The sequence below is a fragment of the Pseudoalteromonas sp. NEC-BIFX-2020_015 genome, from assembly GCF_012952265.1.
Lineage (GTDB): Bacteria > Pseudomonadota > Gammaproteobacteria > Enterobacterales > Alteromonadaceae > Pseudoalteromonas > Pseudoalteromonas neustonica.
This window is the reverse complement of record NZ_JABCJL010000025.1, coordinates 41080-61768: the sequence shown is the minus strand read 5'-3', so window position 1 is coordinate 61768 and position 20689 is coordinate 41080. Positions and strand designations below refer to the sequence as shown.

General features: G+C 41.3%; 16 protein-coding genes. 7 read left to right on the top strand and 9 right to left on the bottom strand.

Features of this window, described 5'->3' with window-relative positions; genetic code table 11:
* Window position 1: 1 nt before the first annotated feature.
* The 4 genes from HH219_RS16835 to HH219_RS16820 all read right to left on the bottom strand — a co-directional run bounded on the left by HH219_RS16835 (window position 2) and on the right by HH219_RS16820 (window position 7971).
* A complete protein-coding gene (locus HH219_RS16835) occupies window positions 2-1177 on the bottom strand; it encodes a tryptophan 7-halogenase (protein ID WP_169328127.1) in 1176 nt (391 codons plus the stop codon).
* Between the two features lie 7 nt (window positions 1178-1184).
* Window positions 1185-4199 (bottom strand): LodA/GoxA family CTQ-dependent oxidase, encoded by a 3015-nt coding sequence (locus HH219_RS16830; protein ID WP_169328126.1) that lies wholly within the window; start codon window positions 4197-4199, stop codon window positions 1185-1187.
* 36 nt (window positions 4200-4235) lie between these two features.
* The gene (locus tag HH219_RS16825; RefSeq protein ID WP_169328125.1) at window positions 4236-5672 is read right to left on the bottom strand and encodes a hypothetical protein; all 1437 of its coding nucleotides are present in this window, start codon (window positions 5670-5672) and stop codon (window positions 4236-4238) included.
* 256 nt (window positions 5673-5928) lie between these two features.
* Window positions 5929-7971, bottom strand: coding sequence for a glycoside hydrolase family 97 protein (locus HH219_RS16820; protein ID WP_169328124.1), 2043 nt, complete (start codon window positions 7969-7971; stop codon window positions 5929-5931).
* Window positions 7972-8153: 182 nt separating this feature from the next.
* Between HH219_RS16820 and HH219_RS16815 the strand changes: the two genes are divergently transcribed.
* Entirely contained in the window at window positions 8154-8777 is a 624-nt protein-coding gene (locus HH219_RS16815) for a methylamine utilization protein (protein WP_169328123.1), read from the top strand.
* Entirely contained in the window at window positions 8767-9996 is a 1230-nt protein-coding gene (locus tag HH219_RS16810; protein ID WP_169328137.1) for a hypothetical protein, read from the top strand. The genes HH219_RS16815 and HH219_RS16810 overlap by 11 nt, the downstream gene beginning before the upstream one ends.
* A 125-nt stretch (window positions 9997-10121) precedes the next feature.
* On the opposite strand, the gene speE is transcribed toward HH219_RS16810, so the two are convergent.
* Window positions 10122-10985: a polyamine aminopropyltransferase gene (speE, locus tag HH219_RS16805; RefSeq protein ID WP_169328122.1), complete on the bottom strand. Its 864-nt coding sequence runs from the start codon at window positions 10983-10985 to the stop codon at window positions 10122-10124.
* Window positions 10986-11190: 205 nt separating this feature from the next.
* Between speE and speA the strand changes: the two genes are divergently transcribed.
* The 3 genes from speA (at window position 11191) to HH219_RS16790 (ending at window position 15386) form a co-directional block, all read left to right on the top strand.
* Entirely contained in the window at window positions 11191-13068 is a 1878-nt protein-coding gene (gene speA, locus HH219_RS16800; RefSeq protein ID WP_054206387.1) for a biosynthetic arginine decarboxylase, read from the top strand.
* A 63-nt stretch (window positions 13069-13131) separates the two neighbouring features.
* A complete protein-coding gene (locus tag HH219_RS16795) occupies window positions 13132-14010 on the top strand; it encodes an acyltransferase (RefSeq protein WP_169328121.1) in 879 nt (292 codons plus the stop codon).
* A gap of 113 nt (window positions 14011-14123) precedes the next feature.
* Entirely contained in the window at window positions 14124-15386 is a 1263-nt protein-coding gene (locus HH219_RS16790) for a mechanosensitive ion channel family protein (protein WP_169328120.1), read from the top strand.
* On the opposite strand, the gene chrA is transcribed toward HH219_RS16790, so the two are convergent.
* Window positions 15346-16497, bottom strand: a complete 1152-nt coding sequence (chrA, locus tag HH219_RS16785) for a chromate efflux transporter (protein ID WP_169328119.1) — start codon at window positions 16495-16497, stop codon at window positions 15346-15348. The genes HH219_RS16790 and chrA overlap by 41 nt on opposite strands.
* Before the next feature lie 121 nt (window positions 16498-16618).
* Between chrA and HH219_RS16780 the strand changes: the two genes are divergently transcribed.
* Window positions 16619-17413 (top strand): transporter substrate-binding domain-containing protein, encoded by a 795-nt coding sequence (locus HH219_RS16780; RefSeq protein WP_249118540.1) that lies wholly within the window; start codon window positions 16619-16621, stop codon window positions 17411-17413.
* A 76-nt stretch (window positions 17414-17489) separates the two neighbouring features.
* Window positions 17490-18122: an OmpA family protein gene (locus HH219_RS16775; RefSeq protein ID WP_054206391.1), complete on the top strand. Its 633-nt coding sequence runs from the start codon at window positions 17490-17492 to the stop codon at window positions 18120-18122.
* A gap of 154 nt (window positions 18123-18276) precedes the next feature.
* Here the strand turns inward: HH219_RS16775 and HH219_RS16770 are convergent, their stop codons facing one another.
* The 3 genes from HH219_RS16770 to HH219_RS16760 form a co-directional block, all read right to left on the bottom strand.
* A complete protein-coding gene (locus HH219_RS16770; RefSeq protein ID WP_169328118.1) occupies window positions 18277-18432 on the bottom strand; it encodes a hypothetical protein in 156 nt (51 codons plus the stop codon).
* Window positions 18429-18656 carry a hypothetical protein gene (locus HH219_RS16765; protein ID WP_169328117.1) on the bottom strand — a complete coding sequence of 76 codons (228 nt, stop codon included), beginning with the start codon at window positions 18654-18656 and terminating at the stop codon, window positions 18429-18431. Before HH219_RS16765 ends, HH219_RS16770 begins: the two co-directional genes overlap by 4 nt.
* Before the next feature lie 234 nt (window positions 18657-18890).
* A complete protein-coding gene (locus HH219_RS16760) occupies window positions 18891-20672 on the bottom strand; it encodes an ABC transporter transmembrane domain-containing protein (protein ID WP_169328116.1) in 1782 nt (593 codons plus the stop codon).
* Window positions 20673-20689 lie beyond the last annotated feature (17 nt).

Here is a 20689-nt window from a genome sequence, read left to right as displayed (position 1 = left end):
ATTAACCCCAATTTAGTGATGGTGTTTGCTGGTGTCTACGTTGCCAAAAAGGGTGTGATGACCAACGTTGTTCTTGGTTGTAGAAATAATGTTTATGGTGTAGATAACTGTCCCATATCTGCTCAATTTGTTGCTGATAAGTTTTGATAAAGTATTGGTGTATATCGTTATCTAATGTTTCGATAACCTCAGATTTTTTTATTAATGATGCTAATTGCATAGCACTTGCCATTGCATTAAAAATCCCCTGAGATGATAAAGGGTCAAAGCTAGTTGCGGCATCACCAAGTGCAGCCCATTGTTGACCTACAAAGGTGTCTAAGCGTGTTGAATTGGCACTGGTAATACCGTGTAGATCTAACGTATGTTGATTGCCTTCGAGTAACGCGGCTAATGGTTCATGTTGTTGAGCAAGTTGACTAAATAGAGCTGTGTCACGATTTAAGCCTTTACTGAAAAGGTCAGAGTCGGTTTGAAATGCTAAAACACGGCGTTGATTTGGTAGTGGTGCACTGTACCACCAGCCATTAACGGTTGCACAAATACTCCCTAGTTGATTCTCACTGTTGTTTGCCAAGGTCGCCCAGCATGATATGAGTCGGTCGCTTTGTTGACGATCTGTATATTTTTTTGCAAAGTGAGCTTGGCGGCCTGTTGCATCAATTACAAACTGACTACAAATAGTGATTTCTTTGGGTTCGTCGGAGTTTGTGTGCTCAAGTAAAATGTGCCATGCATTATCATTATATTGACTGCCTCTGAGCCGTGCTGGCCAAATACATTCAACACCACGTTGCTGGGCTTTATTACGTAAAAACAACTCAAATTCTTTACGGTTTAATCGCCAACCAAAGCCATCTGGGTTGCTCAGGTTATCAGTAATGTGAGGCTTTTCTTGTCCCCAGCTAACTTGCATGCCTAGGTTGTGTAAATGAATAGCTTGGGTGATGTTTGTGTCTATTAAAGCTTCAAATTCAGTGAGTAAATTAAGCTGTTGTAAAATGCGCTTTGCTGCAGGTGCTAAACATTCACCAATGCGCTCTTCAGGCAATACAGATTTATCAATAAGTGTTACTTGGTAAGAATCACATAACGCAAGCGCAGCAATACAGCCTGCTACGCCTGCACCAATGATCACAATATCACTCGTTAACTCTTTTTTGTTAATCATTGGCATAATGATCCTAACGTCCTTTTACGCGATGAAAGCGATTTGCTTTTTCTGTTACACCTAAATCTATTTTGTGTTGATTTGGTGGCAGATCCGCAGAAAGCGTCGCTTTACTATGTTGTATTGCTTTACTGGCAAGGTTTGTATGTGCTTCTTTATCTTGCTTGTGAGGTAGCATGCCGACTTGCATCATAGTTGGAAATTGAGGGTCACCAAGGGCGCCAACATGTGCTTGCACAATCGCGAGATCTGCAAAGTTTTCAACCATACTGTTTATTTGGTTGGTGTATGTTGCTGGCTGGCCGTGCAAAGGTAAATCATCTAACCAATCTGTGCGATACGCAAATGCCTGTTGGCGAGTGCTATTTGATAGTGATGTATCAAGCACTTGCTTATAACGATATTGGTTCATAACTTGATTAGGCACACGTGCCGGCCAAAAAGTGGGTAAGAAAGGGTCGTATTCAGAGCTGTAGCCATCACGACAGCTAGCTGTATCTGTTTGCCATGGGATAGCCATCCAACGTGTCACACCGCCTGCTACTTGCCCACCAAATAATGGCCCTTGTGCAAGGGTAAAAATATCACTATTCATGACAGGGCCGTAATAATAATGATCGCTTTGTAGATCCGATTTTGCGTGTTTTAACCTAAAAGCTGATTGATACATACCTGCAGTGCGCATAGGCCAAGTCATTTCACAGCCTGGATGAAACGCATCTGCTAGGCAAAATTCCATCGCACCACGAGTGAGTAAGTCAGGCTGTTGTGCCACGGGATAATCATCTATAGTGAGCTGCTTTGGAGCAACGGGGCAACCGGATTGCGGTGTGTAATCATTAATAAAATCGCCTTTTACCCATTGGTCTAAAAACGACAATTGTAAGTTTGAGAGTGTACTATGTTGGCGTTCAGATCCCGTTGGTGGAATACTAATTGCGTCGCCATAGAGCCAAGGCCATAGTTGAGGTGCTTGGGCACCTGGGACATCAAAACGGCGAAAATTATTAGATAACGTACGACGTAGTTCTTGATAGGCTGGAGAAGGGTTGCTTAGTTTTTCTAACCACTGAGGAGTTGTGTAATCAAATTGACCACCCCATCCAAAAGCGCCTGCAAAGCCACCATTAACCCATTGTAAGTCAGTCATTCGAGTAAAAATAGGTTGAATATCATCCGTAAATGAAGGGCGCTGTGGACGTGCAAGCATGCCACTGTTTACTGCAACATCGCGCATTAAATCCCACATGGTACGCACTGATTTTTGCATTGGCGCATAATCAGGCGGTGCACAAATGGCCCAAGCGGGTTCAACTCTTAGAGCAACGCCTTGATAAACAACCTCAGCGGTAATAGGGCCATCGGATATATCATCATACCAGCCTTCATTGTTGGCGAAAGTCACCGCGATATCCCCATTCAGGTTACGTGATACGCCATGCCCACCTAGCATGATTAATCGGCCATGTTCATCACTGCGCATCTCGCCTAGATAGACTTTTTCACCCATAAATTTACCGGTAAAGGTGTCTTTATTTTTAGGGGTTATATTTTTGCCGCTTAGGCTGCGTTTACCTCCATTAATGACAAGCTTATCGCGATTTGTAACATTGTTGTTTCGCAGTAAAGATGGCGGTGCATCGGCGGCTTCTGGAATATCTAAAGCAATTTGAAATTCATACCAAGACGCTTTTTGATTTGCAAGTTGGGCGTGCCATGTTATGTCAGCATTATCTAAAGTGAGTTCCTTAATTGCTTTGCCAGCAGCGTTAAAGCCGTAAATTCTAAACTCGGCAGCTTGGCGTTTCATTGCGCCACTTTTGTCGCGGTAAGCGTACTCATCTGAATTTGGAACAGGTTGAGGATGTTGCGGGCCAATGAAATAGTCATCTTTACTGTTACCTACTCGCATCACACCAATAGGAGGGTAAATACCAGCGTACACAATGCAGTCAGAGTAAGTATCTTGTGATTGCTCAGGATTAAACTGACTAATTGCTTTTGGTTCTTGCAGCAGCTGACCATTTGCGGTGTGGCGTGCATGAGCGCTGGCTGCGTATGCTGACTTGCGAGCAAGGGCAATGCTACCTAAAGGCTCATGATCAGCTAAAGTGCGCCAAATATTGAAGGCGAGGTTACGACCAAGCTCGGCTTGACCAATTGAGGTAATGTCTTGTTGTGCCAATTCTAAGTGTGCAAGGCAGATATACGGACTTTCTTGTGTGCTCCAGACTTTTTGTGCATCATCAATTGGCATTGTTTTGGGGTTAGTACGCAATTGTACTTCAAAACGAAAGCGAGCATTTCCTTCACGCAATCGTCGCTGTAAATCTAACGCAAGGTAGTCATTATCAACACTAGGCGCGCCTAAATCAGAACTCTCAGGTACTAACCGATATTTTACAATGTGTTGTTCACCAAGTTTAAATGGTAAAATTGCCCAATATTTAGCACTTAGGCAGCTCGCCTCTACTTTTTGCATTGCCTTTAAAATGTTAGACGTTTTCTTATTTTTCGGATCATTTATGTATGCGTCGTAGTCTTTATTTATTACGCCAGCTGTAGTGAATTGGCACATCTGTTGGGCATTTTTGGTAAAGAAGCGATTTATATTTTGAAAAATAAAGTCAGCTGTGTCGCTTTCTCCAACCAGTTTTGGGCCCTCTACGGAAAACAGCTTCATCGCCAACCCAAGGGTACTGTGCAAATCAGGTGATGAAGGGGTTGTGTCACTTGAAAAGCGAACCGCGCATTCGTATTCTTGGCCTGCAAATATTCCCACTTTAAATTGCGGGTCAATGTCTGAGTTAATTTTAAACTTGCCGTACACAACGCCATGTTGTTTTCTAAATACGGCACGTTGAGCGGGTTGCTGCCCTTTATCTATGCGAGGAACTTGCCCAAGCCCAACAAACATCTCTGTTAGACGTTGGCAAGCTTGATCTACGTTTTCACCATCTGACCAACATGGTATGTTGTTTGCCGATGGTTTTGCGCCAGAGTGTTGTGTATCGTCTTTTTTAGTCATTACAGCATTCCTTTTTTAAGCTATTCAAATAAATTATTAACGTTGATGTGTAGAGCCAGCATTGATTTGCCTGTGACTGCTACGTAACTTTTGAAAGTTCTTAAATATATGGCTTACTTCCATCGTTGACTCACCCTTACTGGTTGCATGACAAGCAAAGCAGTTATTAGTCGAGTAGCTTTTATTTTGATTTGGATCGCCATAGGTTTGCGTATAGGTTTCCATGGTTATGTTGGCAAGCGCGAGCGAACCTCGTAATTTATCGTTTGCATTGGGTGGGACAATATTTCCACTGATCCCTTCATTAAATTTGTAACCTTGAGTACTTAACCACACACTTCCAGCATAAAAATAATGTTGCCAACGAGAGTCATGCTTAGTTAGGCCTTGTTTAACGCTATTATTGAGTACTTGAATGTTATTAAAGTTTTCGGCGTCTCTAGTTTGCTGATCTGACGATGCAACGTTTGTATAAGGCGCGCCATTAGGTACGCCAAATTGGTATAAACGAAACGTGTTTGTGGTGGTTTGTTCTGCGGGGTAACTTAGATTTGCATTACCTGCGGTGGTATTTTTTCTGTAAAAAATAAATTTATCATCACTACTAACGACTTTATTTTTTTCATAAGGCGTTGTTACTTTTTTAAATGTACCAGGAGAGCCGTAATAATCAGGTGCTGATGTATGATGCTCAAAGGTAGCCCAAATAAATTCAGGATGGTTCTCAACTACGCCAACAACATGCATGCCTATTAAAGCAACTTCGGTATTGCTGATTGTTTTACTATCCGCTTTGATCATTGCTTTACGGGTGTAAAAGTTAGCGTGTATTTCTTTATCTGTATAAAGGGCGCGTAATTGATCTGTGGCAAGCCATGCTGCCTTTATTTCAACGGATCCCACTGCAAACTCATCACCGCTAGTGATCGGGTTTTTAGCTGCAGATTGAATAAATTCACGGTTTATATGAATTGAATAATAAGCAGGTTGATTACCATACTTAGTAAAAATTTTGCCATGGCTACTGCCTGCTTGCGTTGTGTCCTCGAGGATCAATTGAGAACTTAATTCAAAACCGGTGGGATTGAGTAGGTCATTCCAAGGCTCAAAATAAGGCATCATTTCATTATTTACTTGTCGGTAGTTATCACCAAACATAACCAGATCGTTTGTTTTTTTATCTACTTGGGTTAGATATAAAAACTTTTGCCATGACCACTGATGAAAATCACAATTGCTTGATTTATCTTCGTTATCCACAAATGCAAAATGACTATCTTTACCTTCTTTTGGTGGGACTACGGGAGATTTAAACCATTCTTTTTTTGCAACACACGCTGATGATGACGTGGTGTATTGGGCGTGTGATGGTGTGTTCTCATTGGTGCTAAGTGCCGTAAAACTTGCGAAAGTGAGCGCAAGTACTATGGGTGTTTTAATAACTGAGTGAGTATTTCTTAATACAGGTTCCATGCTCATATTCCTTGATTGTGTAGTAAATTTCTAGGAGAAATGACGGTGTTGCTATTATGTTAATGAAATGACTGTGAACAAAGATAGGTTACGCGCAGGAATAAATCTATTACAAAGTATTGCAGCAGTTTTAAGTATTTTAAATTTCAATTAGTTAAATTAATAAATGTGATGAAAGTTGATGCGAAGAAGTTTTGTTTTATAGCTTAATTAATTGCTTAATGCGCCAACCGGCTCGGGTTGGCGCTGGGCGTGTTTATAGTGCTTTAAATCGAATTGCAGTGCCGCCGCTGGTGGCGAGTTTTAATGAAATAGTGTCTTTAGCCGATACAATACGCTGTTCAATTTTTATATCGTATGGGTTGTTTTTCCATTCTGCGTTTTTGCCATCGCGGTATATTTGCGCTTCAAATACTTTATCGCCATCCAAAAAGTCGAGCTTAATATCAACCGTGCGGGCATGTTCATCAGTGACAGCGCCTAAATACCAGTCGTTACCAGAATAACCATCGCGTTTACGTTCTTTTCGTGCAAACACTATGTAGTCGCCAACTTCACCTGCAAGCGCAATACTGTGTTGCCAGTCGGTTGGTACATCTTGAATAAATTGAAATGCCTCAGGTTTTGCTAAATAGTTGCGCGGTAAATCTGCGGCCATTTGAATTGGGCTGTACATCACGACATACAAAGCGAGTTGTTTCGCTAGCGTGGTTTGTGGGCGGTTAGTTTTTGCGCCTAAACCATTAAAGCCCATATCAAAAATACCCGGTGTAAAATCCATTGGCCCAGCTAGCATACGTGTAAAAGCAAGCATAGGAATATGTTCAGGTGGATTAGGTGGCGTACCCCATGCGTTAAATTCTTGGCCGCGAGCTCCTTCGCGCGCTATCCAGTTAGGGTAAGTACGACGCAGACCTGTGTCTTTAATTGGCTCATGGGTGTTAATACTGATTTTATGTTTAGCTGCGAGTTTTACACTATGAAGGTATTCGTTAACCATAAATTGACCGTCGTGCCACTCATGACGTGCAATGCCATTATCATCGATACGTTTTATATTGCCGCCATCAGCTACATAGCCTGTTTTTACTTGGCTCACGTTCGCTTTTTCATAGAGTGCGTAGGCATCATTCATTTGGTTGCGATAGTTACTGACGTTACCAGATGTTTCGTGATGGCCAATTAGCTGAACGCCTTTTTGTTTGCCGTAACGAGTTAGTTCATCAATATCAAAATCATTATAAGGTTTAGTAAAACTAAATACGTCACCATTGAAAAACCAGTCTCCGTCCCAGCCAATGTTCCAGCCTTCAACTAATACGCCATCAAAACCATATTTGGCAGCAAAATCCATGTAATACTTGGTATTTTGTGTTGTTGCGCCATGTTTTTCACCGCTACCCCACGTTGTTTCGTTGATGTGCATACCCCACCAAATACCAACATATTTACCCGGTTTAACCCATGAAACATCGCCGAGCTTGTTAGGTTCATTGAGGTTTAAAATTATATCTGAATTAATCAAATCAACGGCTTTTTCACCGATTTGAATTGTACGCCAAGGGGTATTAAAAGCACCGTGTTTTTTAACTGCAATACCATCAGACCAAGGAGTTAGGTCTGCCTGAAATGTCCCCGGGCGACGTTGATTAAGCACCATACCTGCATAATCAACTAAAGCCGCCTCGTGAATACTGACATGTACACCGTCTGCATTTTTAAAAGTAAAAGGGGTATGTACAAGCCCAGCTTGTTGCAATGGTGTGGTGTTATAAACATATTCATAGCGGTTCCAGCCACGCGCAGGGATCCACCACGCGGTTGCTTTATCGGCGTTGGCAATTGCAAACTCGGTTAGCTCTTTAGTGATTTCAATGCTCTCAAAACCCGTTTGTTTGGGCACTTCGTAGCGAAATCCTACCCCGCTATTAAAGGCCTTAAAGCGGACTATGTAAGTGCCACCGTGCGGCGCAGGTTTATTAAAGGTAACCGTTAGCTCATTATGCTTATCTATAATAGTTTGACGCTCGCCCCACGGTTGCTGCCATTGACTATTTACTTGATTGTTAGATGTTTTAGTGATTTTAAAGCCTTCAGCGAAAGAGGCCTGTTGTTTAAAATTAAAACCAAGCGATGAGTTTTGAATAACTTCTTTATTGTTAAAACTGATTTTGTAGCTTGGTGTGGAGTGCGTATCTGATACCGTTATTTTTATTTTCCCATTGGGGGATTGAATTGTTGTATCTTTAGCAAAGCAAGCACTTGAAAGTGTAAGCAGAAGTAGCAAAGGTAATCGCATGACTGATCCTTGAGGTTAACGCTATTTTAATCAGTTAGCATAAAGCGCGGAGGCTTTGATTACGAGATGACTGCATACGTATTCAATCTATTAAACAGACTAAATAATATTTTAATTAAGTAACATTTTGCTCATAAAATAGGTCTATAATGAATTAAATCAAATAATAAGATCTTAAGACGATGAAGCTTGTACTCGTAATTGCATTAATTTTTATGGTATTTAAAAGCCATGCAGCCACTATTACAATTTATGATCAAAATCAGCAACCGCTGCCTAATGCCGTTGTATGGTTAACGTCATCAGTGACGATGCTAGATAATGAATTACCAAACGCCCCCTTTATGATGAAGCAGCAGGAACGCCAGTTTACGCCACATGTTTTAGTTGTGCCTAAAAACGCTCAGGTTGAATTTCCGAACGCGGATTCAATCATGCACCATGTGTATTCATTTTCTAAAAGCAAATCGTTTGAGCTCAAGTTGTATCGTGAGCAACCACAGGCGCCTATTACATTTGAACAAACGGGTGTGGTGGAGTTAGGTTGTAATATTCATGACTGGATGTTGGGTTATATCGTTGTAGTAGATAGCCTGTTTTATGCCATAACCGATGAGCAGGGGCGGTTATCATTAAACAGCCCACAAGGCGAATACACACTCAATGTTTGGCATGAGGGGTTTAGTGATATTAGTTCAACAGAGTCACAAGCGGTGACTGTTTCGAACAAAAATTTGCGTTATCAACTTAAGCAAAAAGTAATACCACGTGTTGCAATTGGTGTAGATGAATTTGATGATTATTAAAAACTCACTAGGTGTTGTCGCTTTAGTTGGCTTATTAAGCGCCACCAATGTAAATGCGCAAATTAAAGGGCTATTACACGTTAGTGCTGTAAAAGGCGATTCGCAATCGAGTTGGCAAGAAGGTGGTGTAGGGCTTTATCGCTATGACAGTGAAAACGATGGCGTGCTACTTTCACAAGGGTTAATTGATTTTAGAGCAGACTTGAGTACTGATTGGTCAGCCCATGGAGTGATTAATGCTTACCAAGATCCTGAGCCTACTTTAGGCTTTAGCCAAGCGTATTTACAATATAAGCCGCTAACTAAAAGTAAATATAAGTGGCATGTGCGCGTAGGTGGATTTTTCCCTTTATTGTCACTAGAGAATCCAGATATGGGTTGGATCTCACCTTATAACTACACTAACTCCGCCATAAATTCATGGATAGGTGAAGAAGTACGCACTCTGGGTGTTGAAGCAACCATTAAGCGCCCTGGGCGAAGCTTTAATAGTGCCCACAGCTTTGCATTTGTAGGAGCTACATTTAAAGGTAACGATCCTGCTGGCACATTATTGGCGTGGCGTGGTTTTGCCATGCACGATCGCCAAACAACGTTTAACGAAGGTGTTGCATTTGCGCCAGTGGCTTCTTTAAATACACCCCAATTACAGCATCAAGCAAATCAGGTTTTGCCTTTTGAAGAGGTGGATGGCCGTTATGGTTATTACACAGGGATTCATTGGGATTATTTAAAAAAATCACAATTTCGTTTTTATTATTACGATAACAACGGTGATCCTGCCGCGATCAATTACAGTATTGGGCAATATGCATGGGATACCCGATTCTCAAGCGCTGCATGGCTTTATAAATTTACGGCCAAAACACGTTTGATAACTCAGGCTATGTCAGGCAGTACTGCGATGGGGAAAAATAGAGGTGTTGATAACCGTTTTTATAGTCACTTTTTTTTACTAAGTCATAAAATAGCAGAGCATAGATTATCTATTCGTTATGATTATTTTAAAGTGACTGATAAAGACGATTGGGCGTTTGATCCAAATGCAAGCCATGGCGAAGGAATTACAGCAACTTGGCGTTACCAGTTAACACCACAGTGGCAGTTAGGAATTGAAGGTTCGGCTTTGCGCAGTCAAGCTGATAACCGCAAAGCGATTGGTATAGCATCAAGAATATCACAGCAGCAAGTTTTACTTAACGCACAGTGGCGTTTTTGATGTGAGCATTTTTTAGGTGTCAAAAATTAAAAAAGGGTTCATACGAACCCTTTTTTGCTACTTTATACCCAAGCCACCTCAAGATGCGAATTCTGCATCTTGAGGTGGCCTGGGTATATTATTGCTTACTTTTTCTCAAAAGCGCGTTTCATAAAGTTTGGGATTGCAAGTGCGCCGTGGTGAATACCGTTATTGTAGTATTGCGTACTTTGCGCCAGCTCTGCGGCAGCATCTTCTCTAAAGCCTGCAAATGCTTCACCTTTGCGTGCAAGCGTCACAGACCATAAACCACTTGGGTAAATAGGTTGTGGGAATGGCAATGTTTGCAAATCCTTAAAGCCCACTTCAGTCATTGCGTCACGCATTTCAACAAGTAATGGCATGTGCATAAGAGGGGATTCACTTTGTTGCACCATAATGCCACCAGGGCGAAGAGCATTTAAGCAGCTAGTGTAGAACGCATGGTTAAATAGTCCTTCGCCTGGGCCTACAGGGTCTGTGCCATCAACAATAACTACGTCAATTGACTCAGCAGCAAGTTCTCGCATGTATTTAATACCATCATCAAACATGACTGTTGCGCGTGGGTCTTGGTTTGCTTCACATAACTCTGGAAAGTATTTAAGTGACATTTGTGTCACAACTTCGTCAATATCAATTTGTGTTACCGATTCTACATCTGGGTGTTTAAGTGCTTCACGTAAAGTACCACAGTCACCACCGCCGATGATCACTACATTTTTAGGGTTAGGATGAGCAAGTAGTGCAGGGTGGCTGATCATTTCATGGTAAAAAAAGTTTTCGCGGCTACTTACCATTGTACAACCATCAATAATCATTAGATTACCAAAGTCAGTCGTTTCGTACATTTCGACTTTTTGAAAAGGCGATTGCTTTTCATCTAGCTTTTTATTGATGCGAAGAGAAAACGCACTGCCGTCACGTTCACTAATTTCGGTAAACCAGTTACTTTGATCTAAATTTGCCATGATTGCTATTACACTTTTTGAGTTAAAGACGAAAAAGGGGGCAATTCTGCCAGTGCTTGGCGTTTTGCTCAATGAAATTTTACTGTTCTTGTGAATAATTTAACCTGTGCTTTGGTTAAAGGTCAATTTTTGTTAGCGTAGGGGCTACTGACGTATTAAAATACGCGATTACAGATGCATTAGTTAACACTTGGAAGAATTTGCCATGACTTGGGGTTTAGACACAGCACGCGCTACATATAATGTTGCACATTGGAGTGACGGTTATTTTGATATTAACAGTCAAGGTGAGCTGGTGGCTTTTCCTGATGGCGACCAAACAAAAACGGCGATTTCACTTACAGAATTAACAGAGCAGTTTAAAAAGCAGGGTTTAACTCTCCCTGTTTTGGTGCGCTTTACTGATATTTTACAAAATCGTGTTGATACACTCACAAGCGCTTTTAGTAAAGCGCGTGATGTGCGGGATTATCAAGGTCAATACACCTGTGTATATCCGATAAAAGTAAATCAGCAGCGCTCTGTCGTTAGCAAGTTACTGGCGCATCCAAGTGGGCTTGTTGGTCTTGAGGCTGGTTCAAAGCCCGAATTGATGGCGATTTTAGGTGTTGCAAAATCACCGATTACTATTGTGTGTAACGGTTACAAAGACAGTGAATTTTTACGTTTAGCCTGCATTGGTCAAGCAATGGGCCATAAAGTTAAAATTGTGGTTGAAAAGCTTTCAGAGCTAACAACATTGTTAGCCGAAATAGAAGATTTAGATATTGAGCCTGCCATTGGTATCCGTATTCGTTTAAATTCTGTTGGTAAAGGCAAATGGCAAAACACGGGCGGAGAAAAAGGTAAGTTTGGCTTAACTGCAGGGCAAGTTTTAAGTGCCGTTGACGTTCTTAAGCAGCATAACAAATTACACTTAATGCAAATGGTGCATTTTCATATAGGTTCACAAATTGCCAATATACGAGATATCCACCGTGCTTTACGTGAGTGTTCACGCCATTTTGCTGAATTAACACAACTGGGTGTACCATTAAATACCGTTGATGTAGGTGGTGGCTTAGGTGTGGATTACGAAGGCTCAGGCTCTCGTAGTGCATGCTCTATGAACTACACCGTTGAAGAATATGCGCGTAATGTAGTGAATGCGTTTGCTGAAGTATGTGAGCAGCATGACTTGCCGCACCCTGCAATTATCACTGAATCTGGGCGCGCATTAACGGCGCATCATGCGGTGTTGATCACCGACGTAATTGACGTAGAACAAGCACCTAATCATATTAACCCAAGTGCGCCACAACCAAATAGTGCGCTTGTGCTAGATGAAATGTGGCAGTGTTTACAACGCTTAAACCCACGTATGGCGCTGGAAATTTATCACGATGCAATGCATTTATTCAGCGAAGCTCATGATCAATACGTACATGGCTTAGTGAGTATGTTGGAATGGGCTAAAATTGAGCAATTGTACTTTACAATATTACACCGTGTTCGTGCATCGCTTAGCAATGCGCGTGCTCACCGTGAGGTACTTGATGATCTAAACGAAAAACTAGCGGATAAATTGTTCGTTAATTTCTCATTGTTCCAATCGTTACCTGATGTATGGGGAATTCAGCAGTTATTTCCAGTAATGCCGATTGAAAATCTTGATAAACCATTAACGCAACGTGCCATTATTCAAGATATTACCTGTGATTCTGATGGCCAAATTCGCGAATATGTTGAAGGTGCAGGTATTGAAACAAGCTTGCCTATCCCACAGTATATACCAGGGCAGCAATATCATATTGCAATGTTTATGGTTGGTGCGTATCAAGAGATTTTAGGTGATTTACATAACCTGTTTGGCGATACAGACTCTGTGCATGTGGAACTCACAGAGCAAGGTTATCAACTTACTAATGCGATTAAAGGCGACAGCGTTAAGGATGTATTAAAGTTTGTTGACTATGATAGCGCCATTTTAGCAGATAACTTTGCCAATACAGTGCAGCAACTTGATGTCAGTGATCCTGTTAAAGAACAGTATTTAGCAGAGCTTAATGCCGGCCTTGAAGGGTATACTTATTTTGAAGATTAATTACGCCACTGAGTGTTGTGTAATGAGTTGTTGAGCAGTTTTAATGAAAGGAATTAAGTAGTAATGTCTTTGATCCGTTGTATTTTTAGTATTTTATTGTACACCTTAAATACTGTAATTTGGTTTATACCTATTTTTATCTTTGGCCTAATAAAATTACTGCCAATTAAAGCACTGCAAAAAGCAATGAGTTGGGCGGCGAAGAAGTGCGCGAGTATGTGGGTTACGTGTAACTCTTTAACTCAGAATGTATTTACGCCCTATAAGTTAAACGTGACAGGTCTTGAACAAGTAAAACTAAAAGACTGGTATTTAATTATCGCTAATCACCAAAGCTGGGTCGATATATTGGTGTTACAGCGTTTACTTAATCGCCGTATACCATTTTTAAATTTCTTTTTGAAAAAAGAATTAATTTACGTGCCTATTTTAGGTTTAGCGTGGTGGGCTTTAGATTTTCCATTTATGACGCGTACCAGTAAAAGTCAGCTTAAGAAAAATCCAAAGCTGCGCGGTAAAGATTTAGAAACGACCCGCAAAGCCTGCGAAAAATTTAAAGAGATGCCTGTTAGCATTGTTAATTTTGTAGAAGGCACGCGTTATACGCCTGCAAAACATCAGCGCCAAAATAGCCCATTTCCGCATTTGCTTAAGCCTAAAGCAGGTGGTATTGCTTTTGTAATGCAGGCTATGGGAGATCAAATATCTAAAGTTGTGAATGTAACAATACAGTATCCTGATGGGATCCCAACATTTGTGGATTTTGCCAGTGGGCGGGTAAAGAACATCAATGTTCACGTTGAAGTAATGCCTGTGAGTGAGGAGTTAATAGGCGATTACACGGGTGATAATGAGTTTAGAGTGCGCTTTCAATCAGAACTAAACCGTTTGTGGCAAGATAAAGAGCAGCAGCTGACTCAGCTTGAGCAGCAATCCAAGTAATCGATAGGCAGTGTATCAATCAGCTGTGGCTAACTAATAATTAGGTTAGTCGCTATAAACGTAATTTAGGATGCAGCTCACATAGCTGCACGCAGCAAGGAAATTGAATTACCATGACGACTCCAATTCATTTACAGCAGCTAGTTCAACCTTGGTTTGAAGGCATGCCAGAATCTACGTGGTTTAGCTCACTGACTGCCGTATCTATAGGTGTTTTTTCCTTATTAGTAGTGTACTTGTTTACTCGTCGTTTAATGTTGCCAGGTATTCAAAAAGTAGTAACAAAGCTATCTCCTGAACGAATTGGCGTACTAGCCCCGATGATAGACAAGCTCAACCGTCGCTTTGCTGGTATGTTGTGCTGTGTTTTATTTTTAGCCACGTTTGATAGCGTATACCCGGTTAGTGAGCTTGCAGGAGAGGTATTAAAAACTATTGGTCAGACTATTTTAATTATCCATGTGGGCTTTATTATTAGTAGTTTGGTGAGTATTGCTGGTGGTATTTATAACCAACTTGAGTTTGCGCGAGAGGTGCCAATTCAAGGCTTAATTCAAGTTGTTAAATTAATCACCTTTATGATTTGCGCTATTTTAATCGTCAGTATCGTACTAGAGAAATCACCAACGTATATTCTTTCAGGCTTTGGTGCTATCGCCGCAGTTACTTTGTTAGTTTTTAAAGATACCATTTTAGGTTTTGTTGCCAGTATTCAAATTGCGGCTAATCGCTTAGTAACTTATGGGGATTGGATTCAAGTTGAAAACTATGGCGCTGATGGTGAAGTGATTGATCTGGGTTTAAATACTGTAAAAGTACGTAACTGGGATAACACGATTACCACCATTCCGACCTATATGTTAGTTGCCGGCTCGTTCAAAAACTGGCGCGGGATGCAAGAGTCTGGCGGTCGTCGTATTAAGCGCTCACTTAATATTGATATGAACAGTATTCGTTTAGCTGATGACGAAATGAAGAAAGTGATTGGCCAATCAATTGTTTTGAAAGATTACATTAAATTAAGCACTTTGCCTGACCCTGTTTCTAATTTAGGCTTGTTTCGACGTTACGCGGAAGGTTATTTAAAGCGCCATAGTAAAGTTAATACTGCATTAACGCTTATGGTTCGCGAATTACAGCCACTGAATCATGGATTGCCAATTGAGTTTTATTGCTTTAGTGAAGATAAGCGCTGGATATCTTACGAGCATTTACAAGCAGAAATTATGGATCATCTGCTTGCAGTACTCCCTCTATTTGATTTACGCCCGTATCAAAGTGTCACGGGGCAGTTTAGCCCCCCAGCAAGTGCACCTACAAGTATCAAACCCACAATTAAAGTGGTAAATAATACTGAAGCAGACCCACGCCAATAAACCCAAGCAGTAGCCACCAAATAGGTGGCTTTGCCATTCTTAGCCATGCAAATGCAGCAATAACAAGGGCAATGTGCCATATGTTATGTACCGCGGAAGTCCAAATTGGCGAATAAAGTGCTGCCGCTAAAAATCCAACAACAGCGGCGTTAAGTGCAGCTATACTGCTGGCAAATCGCGGACGCTGTGCTAGTTGTAGCCAACTTTTTTGAAAGGCGAGCATAAGCAGTAAGCCAGGTAAAAAAATCAATACAGTCGCTATGAGTGCGCCAATGATAGGTTGAGTATCTGTCAGTTGTGCGCCTAAGTAAGTGGCAATGGTAAACATAGGTCCCGGTACGGCTTGCGCGCTGGCATATGCACTTAAAAATTGTTCAGTGCCTAAGCTTGGTAAGCCTGCTTGTAGTAGAGGCAATACAACATGCCCGCCGCCAAAGACTAATGCTCCAGCTTGATAAAATGGTGCAAACAAACCTAACTCTTGCCCTAGAGGAATGAAGCTAATTATTAATAACAACGAAAATAAAGCTAAGGCAACCCAATTTATACCACTTTTTGTCGTGGGAGAGGAGATAGTGCTTTTTTCTAAATTCAATAGAGGCCAGATAGCCCCAATTACTGCTGCAATAACTAATACTGCGATTTGCGTTGTCATGTTGGGCAGTAAAATTAAGGCTAACGTGCTCAGTGTAGCAAGTGCTTTAAGTGCCCAGCTAGTACAAAAGCTTTTTGCCATACTAACAATGGCATCAGCAACAATTACAACTGCAAACAACTTTAAGCCTGCGATAATTGCAAAGTAAATAGCATCAAATTGATGGGCGCTAATAGCCAATAACACCATGATTAGAAATGATGGCAAAGTAAAGCCAATAAATGCAGCAATACCACCCAGTACACCACTGCGCTCTACGCCAATAGCAAAACCAACTTGGCTAGACCCTGGGCCCGGCAGCGCTTGACTTAAGCTGATCAATTGCGCGTAACGTTGATTGTCTAACCAATTTAAATTATCAACAAAGTGACGTTTAAAGTAGCCAAGGTGGGCGGCAGGCCCACCAAAACTCATACAGCCAAGTAAAAAAAACTGCTTAAAAATAGCTAACAACATGATATTTATGATCCTTTGGGTATACGCTATTGCATTATGACAAAATTTTGTGACATTTATATGGTCTTTATCGTTTGTACCTTAGTACAATGGTCATAAGTTACACTTTTGACTGGTCGTTATGCGCCTAATTGATAAAATTTTATTGCTGTCGTTATTCGCTTTATCATTTTTGATGAAGGTATCGGCTGCCCCTATCCCAAGGCTATCGTTAGCCGTTGATCATGCTCCCCCGTATAGTCAGATAAATGAAGAGGGTGATATAACAGGTGCAATAGTTGATATTGCTGAGGCGATTCAAGCACGGGTCCCTTTTAAGATTGAGTTAGTTGCTTGTCCTTTTCCTCGCTGTTTAAAAATGCTTGAGGATGGTGAGGTAAATGCTATGGGCGGACTCATCCGTACCGTAGAGCGTCAAACTCAAATGCATTTTTTAATGCCCCCGTATATGATTTTATCGTCTTCTTTTGTGTTTTACGGTCGTCACGATAGTGAGTTAGCTGTTCAAAACTACGGTGATTTATATGGCAAAAAAGTAGCGGTAATGCGTGGTGCTGCTCACTTTAAGCGTTTTGATCAGGATCAAAAGTTAGAAAAAATTGAAGCATTATCTGAAAAGAATGCAATAGATATGCTTTTAAAAGGCCGAGTCGATTTGGTTGTGGCAGTGGAGGAGACCGCTGAACACTCTATGAGCGTGTTAAATCAACCAATAAATAAATTAAAAAAAATGTCTTATCGTTATGATGATGTTATATATGGTTATTTTGTATTAAGTCGTCAATTTAAAAATACCCCTTTAGCCATCGAAATAGAGCATCATATGAAGTTGTTGGCGCAAAGTGGTGAGCTTACTGATCTTGTGGCACCTTATAACTTACCTCCTATTGAACAGCCAACCCTGGGCTTTTATTAACTCCTTCTTCATAGTTTGTTCATTGATGTGTTTGCATACTTGCTGTTATTGAAATAATTAATAGGCAGGATACATCATGACTATAATCAAACCATTAGTAACAGCCACGGCGTTAGCGCTATTACTTACAGGGTGTGAAACCACCAAAACAGGAACTGGCGCTGCAATTGGTGCTGCAACAGGAGCTGTATTGGGCAAAGCCACCGGTGATCATGATGATAAACGTATTTTTATTGGTGCTGCCATTGGTGCTTTAGCGGGTGCTGCGATTGGTGATTATATGGATAAACAAGAAGCGGCCTTTCGCGATGAGCTCGCAGGCTCTGGCGTAGAGGTTATTCGCGAAGGTGATAATCTACGTTTAGTTATGCCATCTAATATCACCTTTGCCACTGATCAATCTTATATTTCATCTGGCTTTCACAACACTTTGGACGCTATCGCTAAAGTAATGAATAAATATGAAAAAACATATTTAAGCATTGAAGGCCACACCGACAGCACAGGGAAAGACAGCTATAATATGACCTTATCGCAGCAGCGTGCGCAAAGCGTTAAGGGATATTTAGTGAATCAACAAATTTTAGCAGCACGTATCAGTACTCGTGGCTACGGAGAAACGCGCCCTATAGCAGGTAATGATAACGCCAACGGGCGAGCTCAAAACCGTCGCGTCGAAATTCAAATAGTACCTAATACACAAAGTTAATTTACTGATGAAACTTAAAAGCTGAAAGCTATTTGGATCAATATTCATTGCGGAAGAAGAACCGCCCATTACACTTCCTGTTAATAAAAAGCGCATGATGGGTGGTGTGGGGCTGGAGGTTAGAGACCGGTGGCTACGCGATTAGGTGCAAATTTTAATACTGCCCTTTGAGCCACCTTTTAGCTGTGATTTTTTCAAGTTTTCTTCTGTACTTTTTTTGAGAAAACTCTTCTGCGTTTCCATTTAGAACATCAAAGATATCTTCTGAGATTAGCGCACCAATAGCATGGATTGCTTCATGTCGATTCAAACCTTGCCTTGTAAGTTTAGCAATAGTTTCAGGTATGAATTCAACCCCATAGCTAATTGATTTTCAACTAGGACATGGATTGTTGAATGTAAGCTTAAAGCATCATCAGCCATTTCAAGGCCTAACTCTGAGTGAAAATCACGAACCAGTTCAATTCGTATAGCTTCATCGAGTGCTAACCAATGTTTAGAATTTACTGGTTGCTCAGGATTGTATTTATCCATAGTTGCCTCGAATGCATAAGTTTGTTTTGCACCTAACGAGCCTGTAAAATAACTCGTTTTTAATTTATTTTTCTTGATGGTTTAACCATAGCGGAGTTCATATTTTGATTCAATCGCAATAATTAGGGACAGGCACATAAAATTTCTGCATATCCTTTTTTACTTACAACTTACAACTTACAGCTTACAACTTACAGCTTACAGCTTTTTACCTTCCAGCTTAACCCCCCCCCTTTAATCCCTATTAAATTGCAGCTCACACAGCTTTTGATACAGCGGATTGCTTGTTAATAGTTGTTGGTGAGTACCTGTAGCTATAATTTCACCATGTTCCATCACTACGATTACATCAGCATGTTTTACTGTGGCCAAGCGATGGGCAATAATTAGCGTAGTGCGGTTTTGCATTAAGTGTTCTAGTGCAGCTTGAACGTGGTGTTCGCTTTGTGCATCAAGAGCACTGGTCGCTTCATCGAGTAATAGTATTTCGGGGTCTTTTAATATAGCGCGTGCTAATATAATACGCTGTTTTTGGCCACCAGATAAACGCACACCTTGCTCACCTAAAAAGCTTTCATAGCCGTTTGGTAGTTGCGCGATAAACTCATCGGCGTGAGCATGTTTAGCTGCTGCGTAGACTTGTTCGTCAGTCGCATCAGGGTTGCCATAGCGAATATTGTGCATAACATCGGAGCTAAATAAAATGGGATTTTGTGCGACCATACCCATACTGTTGCGCAGCCGATTAAGCGATAGATCTTTTATATCAATTCCGTGGAATTCAATGGCGCCGGTGGCTGGGTCGTAAAAGCGTTGTAGTAGTTCAAATAAAGTTGTTTTACCGGCTCCTGAGGGGCCAACTATCGCCACAGTTTGGCCTTGCTTAATAGTTAGCGATACGTTCTTCAGTGCGCTAACATCAGGACGAGATGGGTAGTTAAACGTAATGTTGTTGAGTTCAATTGCCGCAATACCGGATTTTGGATGTAGCTTTTCATCAAGGGGCTGTTCAGGGTTAACAATTTCGCTTTTGACGGCCAATAACTCCAGTAAGCGTGCTGCAGCACCTGCTGCGCGCTGTAGTTCACCGTATACCTCGGCAACGGTTGCCACTGACATCGCTACCATAATGGCGTAAAACACAAATGCGCCTAACTCACCACCGCTCATCGTACCTGCAAGTACATCACTGCCGCCAACCCACAGCATTACACTAATAGCGCTGAAAGTTAAAAATATCACTGCGGCGATTAAAAATGAACGCTGCTTAATACGGCTTTTAGCAACGGCAAAGGCTTTTTCGGTTTCTAGAGCGAACGCGTGTTGTTCTCGTTGTTCGTGGCTATAACTTTGCACCACTTTAATATTTTGAATGATCTCACCGGCGTATGTGCTTATGTCAGCAATCGCATCTTGGCTAGAGCTGGCTAATTTACGCACCTTCTTACCAAACACCATCATTGGCACTAACACCAAAGGTACACAGGCAACCACGACTAAAGTGAGCTTTAAATTAGTAAATAACAGCATGACTAGGCCACCAACGAGCATGAGGGCGCTTCGTAGTGCCATTGAAAATGACGAACCAATAATTGATTGCAGCAAGGTGGTGTCGGTTGTTAAGCGTGACATTAACTCGCCACTGCGGTTTTCTTCAAAGTAGCTAGGGTGCAAAGTCACTATGCGGTTAAATACCGCTTTACGAATGTCGTTACTAACGCGCTCCCCAATCCACGACATTAAATAAAAGCGGCTAAAGGTGCCAATGGCTAATAGGCTGATCAGCCCTATTAGCACTAAAACAGCCTGCTTTAATTGCTCTTGTGAGCCTGCAATAAAGCCATGGTCGATTACAAATTTAACTCCTTGGCCAAGAGATAAATTAACTCCCGCGGTAACGAGCAACGCCATAAGCGCCGAAAAAACTACCCATTTATAAGGTTTAATAAACTGAAAAATCGGAATTAAACTACTAAAAGCAGCCTTGTCTTTTTGCGCGTTTTTGCTATTACTCATGGTGGATTCTTTTATGT